The sequence below is a fragment of the Scytonema sp. NUACC21 genome, assembly GCF_054684315.1.
This window is the reverse complement of the sequence record NZ_BAAFZH010000086.1, coordinates 28649-51104: the sequence shown is the minus strand read 5'-3', so window position 1 is coordinate 51104 and position 22456 is coordinate 28649. Positions and strand designations below refer to the sequence as shown.

The window sequence follows — 22456 nt, the reverse complement described above, 5'->3', positions numbered from 1 at the left end:
CGGTGTTTTTAGCTATAGCCTTGGCAGCAGTAGAAGCATACGCCAGTACCCCTCAATGCCTGCGGACACAATCAAAAAAATGCTTAAAGTTATTCCCAAGCACGCAATTAAAACGTTGTAATTATCAGCCATGAAAACCCTCAATCCGACAACAACAACAGCCAACTATGCATCCCGCGATCGCAATGGAAAAGCAGTCTTTTACGTTCTCCTGTGGAAAAGAAAAGGTATTACCTTACAGATGTTTGATGACTACTGGCGCAATGTACATGGTCCCGTCTGTGCTAGACTACCAGGTCAACACCAATACTGGCAATTCCACCTGGCGAATAATGAAGGCGGTATTTGGCCCACTCTGGATGGCATAGATTATAGCTGCCCAGAATCAGAGCAGTTTCATGGCATTGCCGAATTAACCTTTGCAACAGTTTCCGACCGCCAAACTTGGTTCAATGCCGCTGCCATTTTGATGGACGATGAATACAACATCTTCAGTAAAGCAATTGGATACAATACTAATCCTGGCAATTCTCAAACTTATATAGATGGCATCCCCACTGGTTATCCTAACGGAGAACTAGGAATTTTAAAATTTCACGTCATGGTCAAAAAAACAGATGACGTGAGTGTGGAAGCCTTTCGGAAATACATGACAGATAACTTTGCTCCTGCTATTGTCAAGAGTAATTTAGTTCTCAAGTTCCGACTGCATCTGTTTGAAGAAGTGGATAATTCCAGACCAGATGCACCGGGGGTCATTCATATTGAACCCATTGAGAAGCAATATCAAGCTGCCTTTGAAATTGCTTTCTCTAATCCCCTTGATATGACTAACTTCTTTGCTTCCCCCGAGTACATCTCCACAATCAATTCACAGCCCAAATACATTAAGCAAATCAATACATTTCCAGAAAGAACAGCTTACACCTTTGTTTACGACGGTCAAATGACCCTGGCTGGTCAGCGGAGTTCCACGGTAGCGGAACTGATTACAAATATTGGTGCAACCAATCAACTGAAAGAGAACATTACTTCTCTGATGCTTAATTATCAGCGATAGCTTAAACAAGCTGTAGCCTTTCTTTTTTGCCAAGATTAACCAATAGGCGGTCACCTTAGCACGGCTAACCGCCTTTTTTCTCAATTTAATTGAACGAGGACGTTTCCCACCCACTTACTTAATGTGATTGTAATATTACGATAAAGTCCAATAACTTTAACGCTTATCAATAAACAAATTTGAAGCATTATTTTAGTTTAATTTCTATTTATAAATACTATCTACAGATGTAAAATGCTACCAATTCTTTTTAGGCTCAATACACCAATCTTCAAAAGAAAACTTGAAACCTCTAAACCTAAAATTCGCCTTTTTCTAATTCTGTTTTTTGTCTCTCAGTATGCTTGTTTGTATCAAAAAATTCGTTTAGTAAGTCAACAGTTAATTAAGTTAGACATAGCAATTGGCTGCTTAGTATCGTGGCTGCTTGCTACAACAGTGACAGAGACTCCAGCTTTTGGTGCAGAGCACATTTCTTTTGTATATGGTGCCTTGCAGTTTTCCCTTCCAGTTAAAGATGTGGAATTATACGCTAAGGAAGGCAAAATAACTGATGATTTTGCCTTTTACGCTAAGCGTATGAATCCACAACAACAGGCTTTACTGCGAGATATGTTACTCAAACGCTTAGAAGTAAATTCTACTAATGTTGCTCAGTTTACTTACTCTTCTCCTGGAGTAAAGTTCTTAGAACTTTTAGGACAAATTTTGCAAACACCATCTGGTCAAAATGGTTTTTACGCACTTAGAGCCGCTAGCATTTTAGCAGCGGGAGATGAACAAGGCTTGACAATACTAAATATGTTACGTTTTTTTCCCAGTGACAGCGTGCGGATTGACTTAAACCGCAGTTTCCTTTTGACCGAGGAGATGGCACAGCTTTTGAAGCAAAGAGAAGCCATTATCGGGAAAATTCTGCAACAAACAAATGCCGAAGCGACCTTTACAAGCCGAATCGATTTTTCTTCAAAACCTGATTTGTCCCTTTTAGGACCATTTACCTGGAAAAAAGAAACCCTATCCCTGAACGACCGCAACCGGAATCGTGTTTTTCCTGCTGATATATACTTGCCCCAAACTTCAAGCCAAACAAAAACTGAGCAATCAGCACCCGTGATTGTCATTTCTCATGGTATGGCTTCAGACCGCAATACCTTTGCGTATTTGGCTCAGCACCTTGCGTCTTATGGTTTTGCAGTAGCTGTGCTTGAGCATGCAGATAACGCCCAACAATTTCAGAAATTCTTGGCAGGCTTTGAGAAAGCACCACAACCATCTGAACTGATTCACCGCCCCTTAGATGTGAAGTATTTACTGGATGAACTTCAGCGTCGGTCTCAATCCGACAAAGCTTGGCAAGGTCGGCTAAATCTCAATCGGGTGGGGGTGATTGGTCAATCTATGGGTGGTTATACAGCTCTTGCTGTGGCTGGTGCGGAACTTAATTTTGAACAGTTACGAGCAAATTGCAGGCAAGCATTACCTCGCGACATCTTCTTGAATTTGTCACTGCTTGTTCAGTGTCAAGCTACTGAACTACCGTTTTTGACCTACAATTTACAGGACAAACGAGTTAAAGCAGCCATTGCCATTAATCCAGTCAATAGCAGTCTTTTCGGTTCAAGCGGTTTGAGTAGAATTCAAGTTCCTGTGATGCTAGTTGCAAGTCAAAACGATCTTTTTGCACCAGCAGTACCAGAACAAATTCTCCCCTTCACTTCGCTGACAAATCTGCACAAGTATCTGGTTTTGGTCGAAAAGGGCACTCACTTTTCCATGTTGAGCCAATCAGCTACCAACAGTGGGTTGTCCTTTCTTCCACCAGAGTTAACGGGTCCAGAACCAGCTTTAGCTAAACGCTACTTGAAGATACTGAGTGTGGCTTTTGCAAAGACATATGTTGCTCATCAACCAGAGTACCAGCCTTACCTGAGCGCTTCCTATGCTAAAGCGATCGCTCAAGCACCTTTGAATCTCAGTTTAGTGCAGTTGCTGACAACTACGCAATTAGCCCCCACACTCAATGCTTCCCATTTGAAAACGCCTCCGAACCAATTGGGTGATTTCCGCAAACCTTCTTTTTAAAATAAAACGACCATTGGCACTAATCCACAGAGGTAGAATCAGCAAACTTTGCATGAATAACTACAAGGCTTTCAAATATTGCATTTGATGAAAATAAATATTTGCCAAACACGCTCGTGCTTCCTCCTGTTTCTGTTCTATCCATTCATCAAATGAACAATCGAGCAACAACCGACACTTACAACTATAGTGCCACCTTACTTAGTAGTTTATTATACATCTTACTAAGATTATCTACATCATGGCGAAACCAATTATCAATCCACTGGCAGTAGTGCTGAATTGCTTGCGGCTCAGCGAGATTATCTAATAGTTCTGCAGCAATTAAATGCCCAGCCCACATACCAGACATAATTGCTTTCAACACCCCATGACTTGATGCAGGATCGAGAACCGCTGCTGCATCTCCAACTATAAAGTAGCCGTATCCGGCGGGTTGGGAAACAATACGCCAAGTGACATCAGCCGCTAACATTGTCTTATGAATCTTAAGACCGTGGAATTCTTCTGGAAGCCAGTCTTTTTTTACTCTCTGACCGACTAATGATAAGCGCGTCCACTGGTAAAAACCAGGTCTCACTTTAGCAGTCCACGTCCAACCATCAGAATCTGCAACGATCGCTGGAGCATCATCTCGCGAGGGGCATTCGCCTGTAGCATAACCGTAGTAAGCAATCAGGCGGGGAGAGTGATGGTGAATTTGCAATCCCAATTGTCGCGTCAACCAATGGTAATTGCCACCGGCGTCAATAACTTTCAATGCCCGAAAAGTCCCTTGAGATGTCTCAACACCAACGACTCTACCCGCTTCCAAAAGAAAGCGAGTTGCACGGCAAGGTTGCATAACTGTAACACCCAAAGCTCTTGCCCGAGAGAGCAAAATGGCATCAAAATCTGCTCTCCAAGCTTGAAATCCCAGCCATGCTCCCGATTCGTCTTCTCCAAAGGGGACAAACTGGCGTTCCCCCTCCCACTGCACCCAATTTCCACTATGGCGTACAAAACTTGCTGCTAACACTGGTTCAACAACACCCAACTGCACCAGAAGTGGTTCAATACCAGGATGCAGAGTTTCACCGGGACGCGATCGCGGAAATGGTTTTGCTTCAATCAGGGCAACTCTTAAACCCCGTTGAGCGCACCAGATAGCGGCAGCAGAACCCGCAGGTCCACTGCCGACCACCACAACATCAAAACTAAACACGTCTGCTGGACCAATTGCCATTGCCACGTTTCAACAAGATATTAACGGGTGTAACAAACAGCGTTACAGTTTCTGTGATTTCAACTAGCCGTTTGCGAACATCATCTGGGCTTAGGAAAGAATTTCCAGGACGATAAATCTCAAACCGATAGATACTACCACTGAGTGTAGTTCCTGTTTGACTTTGTGCCTGCTGCAATTCCGCGTCAGTTGGTGCGACTTTACGGAATGAGAACACACTCCATTGTCCCCGTGCTTGAGGGCTAATTCCCAGAATGCGGTAAACATTTGCCATTGCCAAAACTCTGGCTTCATATTCACGCACATCGACTTTGCCTGTTAGCGATATTGAGAATTTCTGCTGCAAAGTGTTGTCAATATAATCTGCATGGGCAAAATCAGCGTACTCTATCAAAGTTCTGCCATCTCTGGTAACCCGTCGCGGACCGGGCACACCATCCCAGGATTGGTTGCCAATCTGACCAATTTCTTCATCTGTGAGAGGGCTAACGGTAGGCCAGTTAGGATCTGGTTGGAAAGTCCGTGCAGCATCGGGAGCGACTGCGGGCCAAAATGTACTTAATGCAGCACAAAGTTTTGCATCTTCTGGGAAAGGGCTGCCCAACCCGTAAGACGCCAAGTGACTCACCCCATCAGCTGTTGTATCTATACTAACATCCCAGCCAGGTGCAAATATACCAGCCGCTGCATCTGGAAGGTATGAATGCCGCATTGTTGGAGAACCATCTAGGGGCATTTGCCGCACCGACCCGGTAACAGGTGCCGAGATAACGGCACTGACAGTTTTATCTTCTGGGCGGAAATCAGCATCTGCTATCTGAAGATTGGGAGCCAGTCGCACATCAGATAGTGTGTTGGGTGGAATTCGCCAGAGATTGTTTCTAAGCCTTGCTGGGACTGACTGCTCCGTCCATTCCAAGAGTTCTCGCTGATCGCAGTTGGGGAAGAAATCTGGTGCTGTCACCAGAGAATAAGCAGGTACGCGACGAGGAATTGCCACTGCCAATTCCGGGCAGATTGCTTCTACCGATCCATCCCCGGTAAAATCCAAGTAGTGCTGGGCATCGTAGCCACCTGCTCGGACAATAGATTCTACATCTCGTAGTTCGTTGAGATTTTGTACTTTACCGTCTGGCAAAACCCTGTGACGGGCGTGGACATACTCAGGTGCGTGTCTTGCATCTCCATCGGCAGGAATAGCCAGACTAGAAGAGAGAGTAGCGCTATTCTCTGGAACTCTATAGGTCAGTGGTTTACCTTTATATGTTGCGGCTTCAATGAGATTTGGGTGAACCACCGGAACCAAAAGCCCAGTAGCTAACTCAGGCTTGGTAGCTAGTTCAGCAATGCCTTCAGTAAAGATGAATGGTGGATTGCTAATGTCTGGCTCACCCCATCCCGTACCTTTAAGAGATAGGTGAACTCGCCGGAGTTTTTGATTGACATGACGGGAACGAAGGGTCACCTGCAATTTTAAAGCGCGAATGCACTCTGTACCGTTGAATAGCTTGTGGAGGGGAACCCAGAACAGTCTGCTGTCATCTCCAGTTTGGAACCGCGCTGGACCAAAGGCGTCAGCATTCCCTCTACGTTGAACTGCAATGTAGGCAGAATAACGAGCTGGCAGAACACGGAGACTTTTTGAGTTTGATTCAACAAAGGGTAAAAATCCGCGAGCTTTGGCATCATAAAGTGGTTCAGCCGTTCCTACTCTGCTAACACCTGTACGGGAGAAGCATAAATCGGCGTGTTTGCGAAGAACCGTTTCTGCACCAGGTCGATATTCTGAAGCGAAGACAACGATCGCTAGAGGTTGGTTCTGGGCGCGAACTCGCAAATCTTGCAAGGAAGGGGGTTGTATACCGTAGACAAAGTTTTCAATGATTTCGAGTTCAGCTAGTGTTGGGTAAGCGTTTGGGTTGCTACCTTGAGTGCTAAGTACAACATTAGGTGAAGCAAAGGCATGAAATAGCAGGCTACGAGCGGGATTTCCCGCTTCTATTCCCCGTTTGCCTTCAAAGGCAAAATCTTCAAATCCTGGAATCTGACGCTTGATGGCAGGTAAATCTTTTGTGAGCTCCTGTCTGAGGTTAGCGGCTGTGATATCTAACCCGTGTTGCTGCAACAAATCTCTCCATCCAAAGGGCGCTAAGCGATCGCAAACTCTTTTAACCTCATCAATTAATGCCATGAATCATCAGTTTCCTTAAAAGCAGTTGTAAATTTTATAACAACAAATTTTGCAGTTGCGCTTGAGTGCTGAGCGTAACTACTAACCACAACCGAACTACAAACAATGCTGTAGGTGCCCCAACCTACTAGTGTGCTCTAGTACAAGTTTTGATTTAGTACTAATGCTTGAGTACTCTTGAGTAGGTCTATAAAAATTATTCAACTTAGGTTAAGCCAATTACGTAAAATAAACCAAATTTTTTTACAAAAGACCTTATGTAAACTTTCTTTTCTTTGAAAATGAACTACATTAAATTTATATGGATACCGTATAATATATCTTTTGCTTTGGAAAATGGAATATGGCAATTCTAAAACTAGAAGATGGGACACGGCACACGGATTTGACGAACATTGCTCAAGAACTCGCACCTTTAAATATTCAGCTCGATCGCTGGGCTGTGGGAGATAGCCAGCAATTGCGCCAGTTGCTAGCACAGGATAGCCTGAGTGAGGATGAAAAAGAACAAACCCTGGCATTTTTAGATGGCTACTTTGAGGAACTTAAACACACAGCAGGTTATCAAACTCGCGATCTCATTGTCCTCCACCCTGGAATTCCAAACCTTGATGGAATGTTGGCGAAGTTCGATAAGATACATACTCACGCAGAAGACGAGGTACGTTACATCATTGATGGAGAAGGAATTTTTGGCTTTGTCAGACCAGATGGCAGTCAGGTAGAACTGACAGTACACCCGGAGGAATATATCAATGTGCCGGCGGGAACAGAACACTGGTTTTATCTCACTCCAGCACGGCGGATTAAGGCAGTGCGCTATTTTACTGGAACAGAAGGTTGGACTCCCCAGTACACGGGAACAGAAATTCGCGCTCGCAAAGTTGCTGCGTAACAATTCGTAATTCTTAATGAAATTTTCTGTTAATATCAATGACAATTCAAACCCTTACCGATCCACGTCTTATTGAGATCGTCACCACTGCCCGTCACTTTTACAATCAGGGATGGATGGTAGGAACTGCAGGTAATCTTTCAGTTCGTTTGCCTGATGGTAGTTTCTGGATTACAGCCAGTGGACGTTCTAAAGGAGAATTATCGCCTGGTGATTTTGTTCGCATAAACTCAAATGGGAAAGTGGAGGAAGCTTCTCCTGGTTTGAAACCTTCAGCTGAGACAGCAATTCACCAGATTATCTATAACCTTTTTCCTGAAGCCACAAGCTGCTATCACGTCCACTCAGTTGAAGCAAATTTGGTTTCTCGCTTCGTACAAGGAGATACCCTACCCCTCCCACCCTTAGAGATGCTAAAAGGTTTGGGAGTCTGGGAAGAAAACCCTAATTGTAATATGCCAGTTTTTACCAATCACTTACAAGTTTCCCAGATTGCGACTGAAATTCAAGACCGTTTTACAAGCACTCCTCCTGAAGTCCCAGCCCTGTTAATCCGGGATCACGGTGTCACAGTCTGGGCACCTTCTCCCGAAACCGCTCGCAACTATATTGAGCTAGTGGAATATATTTTTCGCTACATGGTCGCGGCTAGGTGTGCGCTTATCTAAAAAAGTCATTGGTGATTAGTCATTGGTCATTAGTCATTAGTCATTTGACTAACTCGCGCTCCATCTTGCACAAGTAACTGTTGAGTATTAATTGTCAAATCTCCGCCATTCCCTTTTGCATTTGGGTTCACTTGAGCAAACAAACCAGAACTGTTACCAAACAACTCTACTTTCTCAGTTGCATTAATGGTCAAATTTCCACTATCACCCTCTCCAAAAGTGCTAGCACTAACTCGCGCTCCATCTTGCACAAGTAACTGTTGAGTATTAATTGTCAAATCTCCGCCATTCCCTTTTGCATTTGAGTTAACTTGAGCAAACAAACCAGATCTACCAATCAAGTCAACTTTCTCAGCTGCATTAATGGTCAAATTCCCGCCTTTGCCAGCACCAAAAGTGGTAGTACCGATCTCTGCCCTATTTTTCACGAGTAACTGTTGGGTATTAATCTTTAGCTCTCCCGCATCTCCTGTTGCATTTTCACGAGCTTGTACATAAAAGCCACTAGGAATTCGATTATCGGGGGTTCTCCCACTTAACTCTACTAGCTCTGATGCATTCACCACCAAAGCTCTGCCCCGTTCTGCCCCCAAAGTACTTGCTACTATTACCGAACCATTACTCAGGCTAACGCGCCTACCTACAACCTTTACCTCTCCACCACCTTCCCCACTTGCATCTACTGCCGAATTTTGCACGAGTTGAATATCGCCAAATTTTTCTACTGCATCATAGCTGAATGAAAAACCTTGATTGATTGGGGCAAGACTCACAAAACTGTTAGGACCCACACTACCCAATTCTATCCGTCCCCCAGATGTCCTTAGGGTTGCCCCACTTAAAGAAATGTTACCTCCTACCAAAGCTAAGGTGCGATCGCGTTCTACTTGTAACCCTACTTGTGTATCAAACAGTTCCGCCGTTGTTCTTGTTGGTCTATCACCACCTAATACTTGAATTAGACCGGGATTATCTCCGTAGTGCAAACCAACAGGTACACTAATAGTCAACAGGGGAGTTGACTCAGGTGCAGTTGCATTAAATTCTAATCCATCAGAAAATTTCACAATACTGGCAGTACTTGCAACAAACGAACCTTGAATATCCAATCTGGCATTTTGCCCAAAAACGATCCCCGACGGATTTATCAGAAATAAGTTGGCATTCCCCAATACACCTAGCCTCCCCAGAATCTCGGAACGATTAGCCCCCGTTACCCGGCTGAGAATGTTCTCTACTCCTGGAGGGTTAGTAAAATAAACCCCTCTTCCTTCACCTATATTGAATTCTTGAAAACTGTGGAACAGGTTAGCTCCACGATTTGCTCCCCCATTGACGCGATTGCTCGGCAAACCACGGATCACTTCATTGGGTGTGACAACTGAACTTTCTGCTCCCAGCGTAGTATCAGGTGTAATTTGTGCATTAGCTTGCTCAGATATTATTAATGCCAATATCTGCGACACGGTTACACCTATCAAACTAAGCTTCCAAAGAGACTTCCACAAGCTGCTCATCATGGCATCAAAGTTTATTGCCTCAAGAATTATTATCGGGTTTGTTGGCGATTCAAGCAAGAAATTAGCTAATTGACTTAGCACCTGAACTAAAGTTTAGGTGATGTCCTCTTCTAAAGATTAGGTATTTACTAATCTTTGTGATAGTGACAAGTTGTGACGAATTGTATTAGTCAGTTAATAAGTCAGTGATAAAATTCTATATATTGTCATTGATTATTTTTCATGTGTTATTCGTAAATAACCAATAATCAATGACCAAGGACATTTACCTACATTAGAAAATTTAATTTACACTTGGTGTCCAATGGTTACGACCAATCACTCTTGGAGGAAAAACACTATGTTTAATCGCTTATCTCGACGTAAACTTGTAAAAGTCACAAGTGGTTTTGCAGCAGGAGTAGTAGCAGTAAGAAAAGGATTATAAGTCTTAACGAATGACTTAAATATTGAAAAATTTAAAAAATTAAACTATTCCGACTTTATAGTAACCGTTTTAGAAAAATCGTAAATTAAATCAATTTTTCCATACTATTTAAACACATATTGTTTATTTTGTCAAATACTTGCATCTAATTTTTCTGAGAATCATATTATATTTTTTCCTAAATAGTCATTTTTCTTTTTGTAGTTAATTCACAGTAAATTATTGAATCATGAACAATACACGTAGGGGGAGATATGAACGCTCAAATCTTGTGGTTGCTCATCAAACACATTTATCGCAAACTCAACATCAACTTACTTCTGACCTTATTACTGTTTGTTTCTCCAGCTATAGCTGGTTATGTACCGCCCCGAAATCAAAAACCTCCCAGTGACTACACCAAATCAGGAGGTGCTAGAGGTTGCCCAGAAGAACGAATACCCCTGACAATCCTTGCACCTATAACTCATGTTGGCTATACATCTTCCAAGTCTCCCACGTTTGCTTGGTTTTTACATAGCTCTCGTAATACAGAATTGAGGCTTTTTGAATTTGATTCCAATAATAGACCCAAACAACTAGGCAATGCAATTGAGTTCACAGCTACAAAAGGAATTAACAAATATTCTCTCCCTGAAAACCACCCAGAATTAACTACAGGAAAAAAATATCTTTGGCAAGTAGCAATCTCTTGTCCAGATGGCGCTTTAATTCAAAAAGCAGAATTTATGGTTGTCGAGATGTTATCAGATATCAAAACTAACCAACCGAAAACAGCGGATGTTTCTCAAAAAGCAAATCTTTACGCCAAAAAAGGTTTATGGTATGACGCACTAGAGGAAGCACTTAATTTAGCTCCACAAGGCAAACTGGGCAAAATCGGTGCAATTCTCGTGCAGTCCCTAGCTCAGTCTGAGGGACAAGGAGGAGAAACAGGGGGAAGTCAAGAACTTCAGCAAAGAATTGAGAATTTGCGGGCAATCGCAAATGAGGCAAAGTGAAACACAGTCTCAATCGGGGAGAAGGAGACTTAGGCAACACCTCACAAACTCCTAGTCCCCACACTGTTGCTTAAAGCCAGTTCCCGCTTAGGATAAAAGGAGCCCAGTAAGCAGGGTTATCGTATTGGTCATTAATATCTGATTCTTTAGCTTTAATGAGTTTAATTTGAGCCTGACGCAAAGCTTCTGCTTTACTCACTCCTGAATTGCGGAAGTTGCTATAAAATGCAGATATTAAGTTGAATGTAGATTCATCATTAACAGACCATAGAGTTGCCAATGCACTTTTTACCCCAACTTGCAAGGCGACACCAGCTAAACCAAGAGTCGCACGGTCATCTCCCACAGCAGTTTGGCAAGCAGTGAGTGTCAGCAACTCTACTGAGTTAGAACCACTATTAACTCGACGGAGAGCAGTTTCTAGTTCCTTAATGGTAAGTTTGCTATTATCCCCAGCAACTAGAAAAGTATCCTCTGCAATAGTTCCAAACTGAGCGTGAGTAGAAATGTGAATAATTGGATAAACCGTTTTATTTAGTTCTTTTTCTACGTTTTTCTGGTTAAAATCTTTATCTACAACTAATTTACTACCTGGGAACTGTTTTTTAACTTCTGCGATTTCTGAAGCCACTTTTGGCAAAACAGGATAGTTTTTTTCATCAACCTTAGCTTTTGTCGTTACGCCCAAAATTAAAGCTCGGCTTTCTTTACGTTTCAGTTCTTTAGGGGCTGTCAAACGCAAACTTGGGGTAGTCGCAATAGCATACTTCTCAATTAAATATTGCTTGCCGTCATAAAGCGCAGCCATTGGAATGCTACGCAAGAAACTATCTTGGATGAACACGAGAGTCTTAATTTTGTCTGGCTTTAAATCTCCCTTTTGTTCAAAGTTTCGGACTATTCTATCGTACAACTTTTGTGCCTCCTGCTTAATATCATCATCCGCAATTGTTTTGATTCCATCTACCAGCAATTTACGAAAATTGTCGATCTCTTTTCTCAAAATATCCCGTTTCTCATCTATCCATTCAATTCGCTTTTCACCATTTGGCAAACTCAGAATAATAGCAGTGTTGTCCTCAAAAACAATAGAGCTAACAACAGCAGTACTTTCTTCAAGTAAATCATCAACATTTTTCAAATTATTAATTGCTGTTATGACGCAATCATTACCAAAGTAATTTTGTAACTCTGCCAATTTTAAAGAATCTATAGTTGCTAGGGCAGTCGTTAGCTGTTCTTTACGAGTTTCAGGTTTGATAAATGGCGATTCTAGCCTTAGTTGAGCTAATTCACGATAAAGAGGTTCAATAATATCACGAAAATCAAATTGTAAATCTTTATCAGCTACTAAAATATCACTACGGATTTTCTCTAGCGTAGAATAAGCTTCTTGATATGCTGTGACCGCCTCTATTTTATTATTCTGTTCTTTCAAAATTCGTCCCGCTTGCCACTGCCACAAATACAAACTATCTTTTGCTCCTAAATTTTGGTCGGCTTGCCAAAGAGCTTTCCGAGTTAATTCTAAAGCAGGCTTATATTCTTTGCGACATTCATAAAAATGACCATTAGCCCCATTTGCAAAAGATTGCGAGCGAGGGTTTTTAAGATTGTTAGCGACCTTTATTGCATCCTTAAGGAGTGCGATCGCTTGTTCATCTGATAGTTGTCGTTTTTTTGGACACTGAGTTAAAGGCGAAGTTACGCGTTCGGTAACAACTGGAAGATTAGCTAAATCTACTGTTATATAAACTTTACTATTAGAATCTGGTAATTTCTCCCGCAGGGCTAAAGCTGTTTCCACCGCTTTATTAACGTTGGCTTGTTCAGCATTCATGCGATAGTAAAACTGAATTAAGTTCATTAGCACCCTAATTTGAGCCAATGGGTTACCTTGTTCGCCAGCTTTTTCAAAACTAGACTGAAATTTATTCAAAGCTTTTTGATAGTAACTGTCAGATTTCTGCTTAAATTCACCAGCCTTTGGAACCTCTCTTTGCTCTGCTGACTTAGCACGCAACTCCCAGCGTTGTGCCTGACTTACATAGACATTACCCAAACTATTCAGCACTAAAAAATCATAACCCTTGGGAGCAATCTTTTCAGCACTTTCAAGATACTGCATAGCTCGGTCATAATAACCCACCAGACGGTAAGCTTCTCCAAGACTTCCCAAGGCACCTGCTTCACCCATTTTGTCTTTCGAGAATTTGGTAAGGAACAATGCACTTTCTTTCCGACAATCTGAATTGTTTTCCACCTTCTTTGATTGCTCTTCTTGCGGGTCGCCCTGAAGGACACCACACAACAAAGCGATCGCCTTTTTGGGTTGCCCCAAGCTATTGTATACTTGAGACTGCTCTACAAGCATACGTCCTACCTGCTCTACATCCCCAACTTGGCGATAGTAAGCGATCGCTTTATCCCAATGGGCAATAGACTTATCCATTTGACCCACTTCTTGATATACCCTTGCCAAATTTTCTACAACCACCGCCTCATGTGCGTGGTTGTTACTATCCTGGTAAATCTTTAAAGCCTTTTCCCAGTCTTTGATTGCATCGTGTAAGCGCCCCAATTGGTAACTTTGAACACCCTGCTGCACGAGTATACCTGCATCAGGAGTTTGTGCGCGTACCACTTTCCCTATAAATACTAAGTGATTCAGCCACAAGCAAAAAGTCAGGCTGCAAAGAAAGAGAACTCCCAACAATTGTCGCTGCATATACCTGCGGTATTGATTAAACACAAATCAACTCCTACAGTGGACAAAGTACTTATTATGAAAATAAACTTTTTTTTCTAGCTGATACCTGAACTAAAGTTTAGGTAATGCCATGAGGGACGGGTTTAGCTTCGTAGAAATCAAGTTTGGTGTCGGGTACTTCCAATCCACTGCTTGCTTGTCCCCAACCAAAGTACGTTAGGCTTGATGGGTCGTTAACAGGAGTACCATCAATGATAAGTTGGTAGTAATGAAAACCGGGCGGAACTGGTGAAGTCGTTACCTTCCACACTCCCTCTTCACCACGAATTAAATCTATTGGCTGTTTGCTAAGGACATTTTTACCGCTACGCCCCACAACCTGCACTCTTTTCGCCTCCGGTGCTTTAATGCGAAATGTTACACGCCCATCGCGATGAATGTATGGATACTTTGCACCCGGTACATTAGAAGCAGCAGGATGACCTTCCTCTAGCTGTGCGTAGACCGGTAGTGGTAGAAATATAGCAATAGTTATTAAAGCAGGGTAAACTTTCATTTTCTTGTGAATTTACCTTTTTACAATCCCACGGCTCTCAAATGAACCAGCTATGAGATAGTTTACCAAACGGTTGTAAGGGAATTGATTTCCTTGGTTAAGTCCTTTGCTTTTTTGCTAGAGTTGAGCAGAAAATTGTTGTAGCTGGAAAAATATCAAGTACGTCTTTGTAGAGAGCGAGAGGGTCACAGAAAATTAAATTATATACCTCTAGTAGAGTTACAAAGTATAAGTCTAAAGACTTTAATAAGGATATAAAGAAATTTAAACATTGCCTGAAAGTGTTGTTGGTATAAGGAGGGTAACTATCAATTTATGACAAAAAATAGCTACTAAATATAGTTATTCATTATTCATTTGGTATGGGAAAGCACAAGTAACTTAACAATAAAATATCGGTAATCAATCTTGCTTAGGACTGAAGTTCTTAGCCTATGGGAGCTTATTTGATTAGGATAGTACGCATATGAAACATTTTTTTTAGGAATAGTACGCATATGAAACATTTAGAGGATACAAAGCAGACGAGAGCGGGAAAACAAGACGGCGACGATAACCGTTTTAGGGTGGTAGTCATTCCGCAAAAACAGGAAGATATCGACCAACAGACCAGCACGGCTGATGATGCTGATATTGATGAGACTCCAGAACAATTTGAAAGAAAACCCCGCTCACCAAAGAAACGGAATTGGATGTTAATTCTAGGAGCAACAGCACTCCTCATTGGTGGCGGCTTTGGTTGGCGTTGGTGGCAGAATAACAATGCAGAACAACAATCACCGCCCGGTCAAAGCCAATCGCAAGCAATACCTGTAAGACTATCCACAGTACAGACAGCAACAGTGAGAAATAGCGCGGAGTTTGTTGCTAACTTAGAATCCCGTCGAGCAGTCACGCTGCAGCCAGAAACCCAAGGTCGAGTGTCCCAGATTTTCGTTAAACCGGGGAATCAGGTACAAACAGGAACGCCCATCATCCAAATCAATCCTGACGAACAACAAGCAGCCGTCAGTGGCGCAACAGCAGCGATAGCAGCAGCTCAAGCTGAGGTCAAAAGTGCTAGGGCGACACTGAGTTCTCTGGAAGCGGAACGGCTTTCCAACCAATCACAGTTGAAATTAAGCCAAGAACAGTACGAAAGATACTCCAACCTTGCAGCTCAAGGAGCAGTCTCGCGGGAAACGAGAGACCAATACTTAAATGAACTGCAATCCGCCCGATCTAGCCTTGCTGCTATCAACAAGCGGATTGACGCTCAACGGGCTGTTGTGGCTCAATCAGAAAAAGCCGTACAGCAAGCACAAGCTAATGCTCAGCAATCACAAGCTCAACTCCAGAACTATCGAGTCACAGCACCTTTTGCCGGTACTGTGGGTGATATTCCAGTCAAACTAGGAGACATTGTCACCACTTCCACTCAACTGACGACCATTACCCAAAATCAACCTTTAGAGGTAAATATTTCTATTCCATTACAGCAGGCTCCGAGAGTGCGTATAGGTACACCAGTAGAGCTGATGGACGCCCAAGGTAAGAGTATTGGAACCAGTAAGGTCTTTTTTATCTCTCCTCAGGCAGCCAATGACACGCAATCCGTACTGATTAAAGCACTCTTTGATAATGCCAAAGGTCAACTGCGGGCTGATTCTTTTGTGGGAGCAAGAGTCATTTGGGAACAGCAACCTGGAATTCTCATCCCTACTGAAGCAGTTTCGCGGGTGGCAGGACAAACTTTTGTCTATGTAGCTCAACAACAAGGACAAAACCAACAGGGACAACCCCAATTGATAGCCCGACAAAAGCTAGTTAAGTTAGGCGATCTTCAAGGTAATAGTTACCAAGTCCTTGAAGGATTAAAGCCAGGAGACAAACTCATTGTTGCAGGTTTGCTTAACCTGAGGAATGGTGCTCCTATTACCCCTGCATCATAGAAGAAACAAGGACTTCCATATTTAAGAGCCTTACTGCAAATCTGCCATAGCATGAAACTATGTTTGTTGACTTCTTTATTAAGCGACCTGTTTTTGCCAGCGTTTGCACTTTCATTATTTTGCTACTAGGGGCAATTAGCATTCCCACGCTACCCATCGCTCAGTATCCTGAAATCAGTCCTCCCCAAGTGAATGTTACTGCCAACTACACGGGAGCGAGTGCAGAGGTTGTGGAAAACACGGTGACAACGGTTTTAGAAAGGGAAATTAACGGTGTTACCGGTCAGAGGTATATCAGTTCGAGCAGTAGTAACTCTGGCACTAGTTCCATTACAGTCACATTTGACCCAGACCGCGACCAAGATATTGCAGCTGTCGATGTTCAAAACCGGGTGTCTGTAGCTGAAGCTCAGTTACCAGATGTGGTACAGCAAACAGGTGTCACTGTAACCAAGCGTTCTAGCTCTCTTTTGTTAGCATTCGGTGTGTATCCTGAAAATAACGAGTATGACACGGTATTTTTAAGCAACTATGCTGACCTGTACTTAGTAGACGCCCTAAAACGTGTAGAGGGGGTTGGTGATGTCACTATTTTTGGGGAACGCAGGTATTCTATGCGTCTGTGGCTTGACCCCAACCAACTCGCCAGTCGCAACCTCACCGTTCAGGATGTGACTGCGGCACTGCAGGAACAAAATTTACAAGTCGGTGCAGGGCGGTTGGGTCAGCAGCCAGCACCAGAGGGACAAAGATACCAACTTGACGTGCGGGCTCAAAGTCGGCTAGAAGATGCCTCGGAGTTTGAGAATATCATCCTGAAAACAGGGGCGGATGGTACGCTCGTTAGGCTAAAAGATGTTGGTAGGGCAGAATTGGGCGCAGAAAACTACGATTCTTTCTTGCGATTTCGAGGCAAAGATGCTGTAGGCTTGGGAATTTATCAACTACCAGGCAGTAATGCTTTGGATGTTGCTAACGGAGTGAAAGCTGAAATGCAGAAGCTTTCTGAGAGATTCCCTCCAGGAATTAAGTATGAAGTGTCTATTGACTCAACTTTGTTTGTGCAAGCGTCACTTACAGAAGTGATTGTCACTCTGTTTATTGCGATCGCCTTAGTTGTACTGATTATCTTTGTCTTTCTGCAAGACTGGCGCACTACAATCATTCCATCGATTACAATTCCAGTTGCCTTAATTGGAACTTTTGCTTTTATCAAAGCCTTTGGGTTTTCCATCAATAGCTTGACGCTGTTTGGTTTAACTCTAGCCACGGGGATGGTTGTTGATGATGCGATCGTTGTGGTTGAAGATATCTCGCGCCGGATTCAAGAAAATGGGATGGAACCTCGTGAGGCTGCTTCTGTAGCAATGCAGGAGTTGTTTGGAGCAGTCATTGCCACTTCATTAGTCCTCATGGCAGTGTTTGTGCCAGTTGCTTTCTTTCCAGGAACAACGGGAGCACTTTACAAGCAATTTGCTTTAACTATCGCCTTCTCAATTGCGATTTCCACTTTCCTAGCATTAACCATCACTCCTTCACTCGCTGGGTTGTGGTTACGTCAGCAGCAAAGAACTGGCGGATGGTTGGGATGGATTTTTGACCGCATTAATGCTTTCCTGAACTGGTTGCGCCGGGGTTATCAACGCGTTCTCAATCATATAGTTAGGATTAAGTACATTATTCTGGCACTCTTTGTCGCTAGCTTGGGGTTGACAGCTTGGTTGTTCCTGAGCGTTCCAACAGCATTTTTACCTGAAGAAGACCAAGGCTACTTTATTACTCTAATACAGGGTCCACCAGGAGTTTCGCTGAACTACACTAGCGATGTGATGAGAAAGGTAGAAAAAGAAATCTTGCAATTCCCTGAAGTCAGAGGTACTTTTGCTGTTGGCGGTTTTGGCTTCAGTGGAAATACTGCGAATAGTGGTGTTGTTTTTACCTCTCTCAAGCCTTGGGATGAGCGAACCGAACAGGGGCAGTCGGCGCAAGCAATTATTGATAAGTTAAGTAAATCGTTTTCGGCAATTCCAGAAGCAAGAATTTTGCCAAACAATCCTCCAGCGATTCCAGGTTTGGGCTCGACTGGGGGATTCCAATTTCAGTTGCAAGACCAAGGTAACGTGGGTTTGGAAAGCTTAATACAAGCAGCAAACCAGTTCATTGGGCAAGCCAATCAAAGACCGGGATTGCAAGGTGTTTACACCACTTTTACAGCAAATACACCACAGGTATTGGTAGAAGTCGATCGCAACCGAGCCAAAGCTTTACAAGTTCCCATAGCTGATATTTTCGGTACACTCCAAACCCTTTTAGGTTCTCAATATGTGAATGACTTTACCTTAGAGGAACGGAGTTACCGCGTGTATGTCCAAGCAGAGGCTCAGTTCCGCTCTAACCCCAATGATATTCGACAATTATATGTTCGTTCGGAACAGGATAAGATGATTCCTTTAGGTACTTTAGTGAAGATTACTCCCACAACCGGAGCACAAACAATAAATCGCTATAACCTGTTCCGCTCAATCGAAATCACTGGTTCAGCAGCTCCTGGTTCTAGCTCTGGAGAAGCAATTCAGACGATGGAGCAGTTAGCTGCAGAAACTTTACCACCTAATTTAGGCTATGAATGGTCTGGTATTTCTGCGGAAGAATTGCAGTCTGGGGGTCAAGCACCAATTATTTTTGCCCTCGGAATTGTGTTCGTCTTCCTGGTTCTGGCAGCTCAATACGAGAACTACGTCGATCCTTTGATTATTCTTTTAGCTGTACCCTTAGCTATTTTCGGCGCTCTTTCGGCTCAGTCATTGCGTGGTTTGTCCAACGATGTCTACTGTCAAATTGGTCTGGTGATGCTTATTGGATTGGCAAGTAAAAATGCTATTTTGATTGTAGAGTTTGCAAATCAACTCCGAGAGCGCGGTTATTCAATTACCAAGGCAGCTGTTGAAGCATCACAGGAACGCTTGCGCCCAATTCTCATGACTGCTATTTCCACTCTGCTGGGGATTGCTCCCTTGCTATTTGCTACGGGGGCGGGTGCAGGTAGCCGACAGTCACTCGGTACCACAGTATTTGGTGGTATGCTTGTTGCTACTTTTTTAAGTCTGTTTGTGGTGCCAGTTCTTTACATCATAATTGAGAGGTTGAGCGATCGCTTTTTGAAAAAAGATGGCGATAGCTCAAAAGGCTCCAAAAACTCAAAGGTGGATTCCCGAGAAAAAACACCAGTTGAAAGCCATCGGTAAATTAACGTTTCTTGTGGTTTGGGTGCCCGTCCTGAGTTTAAAGGCGGGCAAATATGAGGGAATTATGTATTCTAGCTACTATATCTATGCTGTACACTCATCTTAACAACGATCGGATCTAAATTTATATAGATGGAATTCTGTAGCAGAAAATAAGCGCTTGCTTTAAATTTGACTATCTTATAGTTAAATTGTATTTTCCCTATTTGTGATTTGGAAAACACGAGAATTTTGAAGTATAATTAAAATCTATAAACAGCGACGTTTATGACATTAGATTTTAACGTAGTGAACACTTTTTACATTGTTGAAAGTGGCTACTTTATCAAGATTGTTGTCGGTTACTTTGACTACCCAATCGTCGCCATGCAGTAAGATTGTTGTCAACATGGAAGTTGACCGTTAGCCGACTCAGAAGACGAATCTACATCTTAGGGGTAGAAGTTGTAGCGCCTGTTTTATGAAAAACTTAAGCTTTAGAAGCTAAAATCTATTATCTGGAGTTCTCCATGTCAAACTTAGTCTCTCCCCTCGAACCCGCCGTCTTAATCACTATCATTGGAGAAACGGTGCTGAAAGACCGTATTGTCAAGCTACTAAAAAACCATAGTGTAAGTGGCTACACTATTAGTCAAGTTCAGGGTGAGGGCGGACACGGCAGACGCTTGTCAGACTTAGCAGGCTACAACACTAATATTGAAATCAAAACCATTGTTTCATTAGAAGTATCTGATGCTATCCTTGGCGCACTGAAAGAGGAGCAGGGTAAGCATGCCTTGATCGCTTTCCGACACAATATAGAAGCTTTCTATTAATTAACCTTTCTGAACCGAGCAGTTTTGACCAATCTGTTGTTTGAGAAAGTGCCAAGAAAAAAGGCAGGTATGCTAGAGGCACGCAAGCAATTGTTGAGAACCTTTTAATTTTGAGAGGTTTGATCTGGTGTAACCGTTCGCCGGTAATCGAAGCTTAACATAAGGCTAAGGAGATCCCTCTTCTAAGGAACTTCCAAATTAAAAAATCTCCAAGTTTTTCTTGTGGGATGGGCATTCCTGCCCGTCCTATAAACTAGGCGGGCAGGGATGCCCACCCCACATTCCGGGGTAATTTATTTCTTGGAAGTTCCTAAGCAACTACAGCCTCTGTTTCTACCTCTATCTTGCTCGCTGACTCTGACAGAAACTGCACTACCTGTTCATTAATCTCCCTTTTGACAATTTGGCGATACTCCACGAAATGCTCGATTTGGGCACAAACTGCCAGATAGCTACTTAAGCCGCCCGGATTGTAGCGATACATATTCCAAAGATTGCGCCAGAACTGCCAACGGGTTTTGCGAAAGACACCTTGCCGCCAGCATATGGTCAACAAGGCACGAATCGTTACCCAATTAATCGGTTTCTTCGCACCTTTACCTTTCTTGGGATAAGTCGCCTCGCCCAGAATTCGGTAGTGGCGATAAGCACGATCGAGGAACTTCGCCGGGTCGTATAATTGCCAAAATGCCTCTACATACTCGTGGGCAATCTCCTCTAAGGGACGGGTCGGTACGTAATTCATCAACGTGGTTTGGTTGATGTTAGCTGACTTACTACGGAGTCGTCCTTCCTTTTCTAACCGATGCCAGAGGGCTGTATCAGGTAATGCTTGCAACATACTGAACAGCGCTGTGGGAATTGATGTTTGTTCTACAAATTGCACAATTCTCTCGCCTGCGCCCGCCTTCTCGCCATCGAAGCCAATGATGAATCCTGCCATCACCCGCAAGCCCGCTTTTGCGATCTTATTCACTGCCTCACTCAAGGAGTCCCTTGTGTTTTGATGTTTTTGGGTCAGCGTTAAACTGGCTTCATCCGGTGTTTCAATGCCTAAAAAGACGGCTCCAAAATTGCATTGCACCATCCAATCCATTAAGTCTTGGTCGTTTGCCAAATCGACCGAGGCTTCTGTGGCAAAGGAAAAAGGATACTGGTGTTTCACCATCCAGGGTTTTAGTTCTTTAAGGAACAGTTTGACGTTGCGTTTATTGCCAATGAAATTGTCATCCACCATGAAAATGCTGCGTCGCCAACCCAGCTCGTAGAGGCGATCTAGTTCTTTAAGCAGTTGTTCCGGAGCTTTTGTGCGCGGCTTACGACCGTAGAGCACAATAATATCGCAAAACTCGCACTGAAAGGGACATCCTCTCGAAAACTGTACCGACATTTCTGCATAGGCATCGAATTCCAACAGGTCAAACCGGGGACTGGGCGTATTGGTAACATCTGGTCTTTCGCCATTTGCACGGAAGGTTCCCGATAGCTCGCCCCGTGCGATCGCTTCGATAAACAGCGGCAAAGTTATCTCTCCTTCATCCAAAATCATATAGTCTGCCCCTACATCCATCACTTCCTGCGGTAATGCAGTTGCATAGGGTCCACCTACTGCTACCCGTTTTCCTCTGCGTTTCGCCTCCTGGATCTGCTCTAATAAATCTTCCTTTTGCACGATCATAGCGGACAGAATCACCAAATCTGCCCAATCCCATTCTACTTGGGTAACTTCGCGAACATTGCGATCGACTAGCTTAAATTCCCAATCCTGCGGCAAAATAGCGGCAACCGTCACTAACCCAAGCGGCGGCAACATCGCTTTGCGATTAAGCAATGCCAAGGTCTTTTCAAACGACCAAAAGCTTTTGGGAAACAGGGGATACAGGAGCAAAATATTCATCAAAAACCTCCAATAAACTGTATCCCTCGCTAAGACTGAATGGTGTATTCAACATACCACTCGCTGGAGAGTAAGATACACACTGATTAACTTAGATTACTAGAATCTAGTGTTTTTAAATACAGGTATAAACTGTACTGTAATTATACACTTTCACAAAGCGTCTATGTCTAAGAATTGCCCCTAAATTTGCTAATAAACAGATGCTTGCCAAACCCAACAAAATGAAT

General features: G+C 43.2%; 14 protein-coding genes. 8 read left to right on the top strand and 6 right to left on the bottom strand.

The genetic code is table 11. From position 1 onward, the window contains the following. The first annotated feature begins 130 nt into the window (after positions 1-130). Complete coding sequence (locus ACYRY3_RS21295; protein ID WP_460203623.1) at positions 131-1060, top strand: EthD domain-containing protein; 930 nt, start codon at positions 131-133, stop codon at positions 1058-1060. Between the two features lie 234 nt (positions 1061-1294). Continuing rightward, positions 1295-3145, top strand: a complete 1851-nt coding sequence (locus ACYRY3_RS21290; protein WP_460203622.1) for an alpha/beta hydrolase — start codon at positions 1295-1297, stop codon at positions 3143-3145. A 184-nt stretch (positions 3146-3329) separates the two neighbouring features. Here ACYRY3_RS21290 and ACYRY3_RS21285 read toward each other — a convergent pair whose 3' ends face one another. Beyond that, on the bottom strand, positions 3330-4370 hold the full coding sequence (locus ACYRY3_RS21285) for an NAD(P)/FAD-dependent oxidoreductase (RefSeq protein WP_460203620.1): 1041 nt from the start codon (positions 4368-4370) through the stop codon (positions 3330-3332). Continuing rightward, positions 4342-6561, bottom strand: coding sequence for a hypothetical protein (locus ACYRY3_RS21280; RefSeq protein WP_460203618.1), 2220 nt, complete (start codon positions 6559-6561; stop codon positions 4342-4344). The genes ACYRY3_RS21285 and ACYRY3_RS21280 overlap by 29 nt, the downstream gene beginning before the upstream one ends. Before the next feature lie 343 nt (positions 6562-6904). On the opposite strand from ACYRY3_RS21280, the gene ACYRY3_RS21275 reads away from it, so the two are divergent. Continuing rightward, positions 6905-7456 carry a 1,2-dihydroxy-3-keto-5-methylthiopentene dioxygenase gene (locus tag ACYRY3_RS21275; protein ID WP_460203617.1) on the top strand — a complete coding sequence of 184 codons (552 nt, stop codon included), beginning with the start codon at positions 6905-6907 and terminating at the stop codon, positions 7454-7456. A gap of 38 nt (positions 7457-7494) precedes the next feature. Continuing rightward, entirely contained in the window at positions 7495-8124 is a 630-nt protein-coding gene (mtnB, locus tag ACYRY3_RS21270) for a methylthioribulose 1-phosphate dehydratase (protein WP_460203615.1), read from the top strand. Between the two features lie 29 nt (positions 8125-8153). On the opposite strand, the gene ACYRY3_RS21265 is transcribed toward mtnB, so the two are convergent. After that, positions 8154-9590: a filamentous hemagglutinin N-terminal domain-containing protein gene (locus ACYRY3_RS21265; RefSeq protein ID WP_460203613.1), complete on the bottom strand. Its 1437-nt coding sequence runs from the start codon at positions 9588-9590 to the stop codon at positions 8154-8156. Between the two features lie 735 nt (positions 9591-10325). Here ACYRY3_RS21265 and ACYRY3_RS21260 point away from each other — a divergent pair. After that, positions 10326-11072 (top strand): DUF928 domain-containing protein, encoded by a 747-nt coding sequence (locus ACYRY3_RS21260; RefSeq protein WP_460203612.1) that lies wholly within the window; start codon positions 10326-10328, stop codon positions 11070-11072. A gap of 70 nt (positions 11073-11142) precedes the next feature. On the opposite strand, the gene ACYRY3_RS21255 is transcribed toward ACYRY3_RS21260, so the two are convergent. Both ACYRY3_RS21255 and ACYRY3_RS21250 read right to left on the bottom strand, forming a co-directional pair. Then, positions 11143-13824, bottom strand: a complete 2682-nt coding sequence (locus ACYRY3_RS21255) for a CHAT domain-containing protein (RefSeq protein ID WP_460203611.1) — start codon at positions 13822-13824, stop codon at positions 11143-11145. A 76-nt stretch (positions 13825-13900) separates the two neighbouring features. After that, entirely contained in the window at positions 13901-14338 is a 438-nt protein-coding gene (locus ACYRY3_RS21250) for a hypothetical protein (protein ID WP_460203610.1), read from the bottom strand. Positions 14339-14835: 497 nt separating this feature from the next. On the opposite strand from ACYRY3_RS21250, the gene ACYRY3_RS21245 reads away from it, so the two are divergent. The 3 genes from ACYRY3_RS21245 to ACYRY3_RS21235 all read left to right on the top strand — a co-directional run bounded on the left by ACYRY3_RS21245 (position 14836) and on the right by ACYRY3_RS21235 (position 20329). Further along, the gene (locus ACYRY3_RS21245; protein ID WP_460203609.1) at positions 14836-16269 is read left to right on the top strand and encodes an efflux RND transporter periplasmic adaptor subunit; all 1434 of its coding nucleotides are present in this window, start codon (positions 14836-14838) and stop codon (positions 16267-16269) included. Between the two features lie 59 nt (positions 16270-16328). Further along, positions 16329-19514, top strand: coding sequence for an efflux RND transporter permease subunit (locus ACYRY3_RS21240; protein ID WP_460203608.1), 3186 nt, complete (start codon positions 16329-16331; stop codon positions 19512-19514). Between the two features lie 509 nt (positions 19515-20023). Continuing rightward, positions 20024-20329 (top strand): P-II family nitrogen regulator, encoded by a 306-nt coding sequence (locus ACYRY3_RS21235; protein ID WP_460203607.1) that lies wholly within the window; start codon positions 20024-20026, stop codon positions 20327-20329. 310 nt (positions 20330-20639) lie between these two features. Here ACYRY3_RS21235 and ACYRY3_RS21230 read toward each other — a convergent pair whose 3' ends face one another. Continuing rightward, positions 20640-22226 carry a B12-binding domain-containing radical SAM protein gene (locus ACYRY3_RS21230; RefSeq protein WP_460203606.1) on the bottom strand — a complete coding sequence of 529 codons (1587 nt, stop codon included), beginning with the start codon at positions 22224-22226 and terminating at the stop codon, positions 20640-20642. Between the last annotated feature and the right edge of the window lie 230 nt (positions 22227-22456).

Excerpts from the sequence above, each read along its gene's own strand:
- ACYRY3_RS21290 (WP_460203622.1), top strand. The coding sequence starts at position 1,295 with ATGCTACCAATTCTTTTTAGGCTCAATACACCAATCTTCAAAAGAAAA.
- ACYRY3_RS21245 (WP_460203609.1), top strand. The coding sequence starts at position 14,836 with ATGAAACATTTAGAGGATACAAAGCAGACGAGAGCGGGAAAACAAGAC.
- ACYRY3_RS21230 (WP_460203606.1), bottom strand. The coding sequence starts at position 22,226 with ATGAATATTTTGCTCCTGTATCCCCTGTTTCCCAAAAGCTTTTGGTCG.
- ACYRY3_RS21250 (WP_460203610.1), bottom strand. The coding sequence starts at position 14,338 with ATGAAAGTTTACCCTGCTTTAATAACTATTGCTATATTTCTACCACTA.
- ACYRY3_RS21260 (WP_460203612.1), top strand. The coding sequence starts at position 10,326 with ATGAACGCTCAAATCTTGTGGTTGCTCATCAAACACATTTATCGCAAA.
- mtnB (WP_460203615.1), top strand. The coding sequence starts at position 7,495 with ATGACAATTCAAACCCTTACCGATCCACGTCTTATTGAGATCGTCACC.
- ACYRY3_RS21280 (WP_460203618.1), bottom strand. The coding sequence starts at position 6,561 with ATGGCATTAATTGATGAGGTTAAAAGAGTTTGCGATCGCTTAGCGCCC.
- ACYRY3_RS21295 (WP_460203623.1), top strand. The coding sequence starts at position 131 with ATGAAAACCCTCAATCCGACAACAACAACAGCCAACTATGCATCCCGC.
- ACYRY3_RS21285 (WP_460203620.1), bottom strand. The coding sequence starts at position 4,370 with ATGGCAATTGGTCCAGCAGACGTGTTTAGTTTTGATGTTGTGGTGGTC.
- ACYRY3_RS21275 (WP_460203617.1), top strand. The coding sequence starts at position 6,905 with ATGGCAATTCTAAAACTAGAAGATGGGACACGGCACACGGATTTGACG.
- ACYRY3_RS21235 (WP_460203607.1), top strand. The coding sequence starts at position 20,024 with ATGTCAAACTTAGTCTCTCCCCTCGAACCCGCCGTCTTAATCACTATC.
- ACYRY3_RS21240 (WP_460203608.1), top strand. The coding sequence starts at position 16,329 with ATGTTTGTTGACTTCTTTATTAAGCGACCTGTTTTTGCCAGCGTTTGC.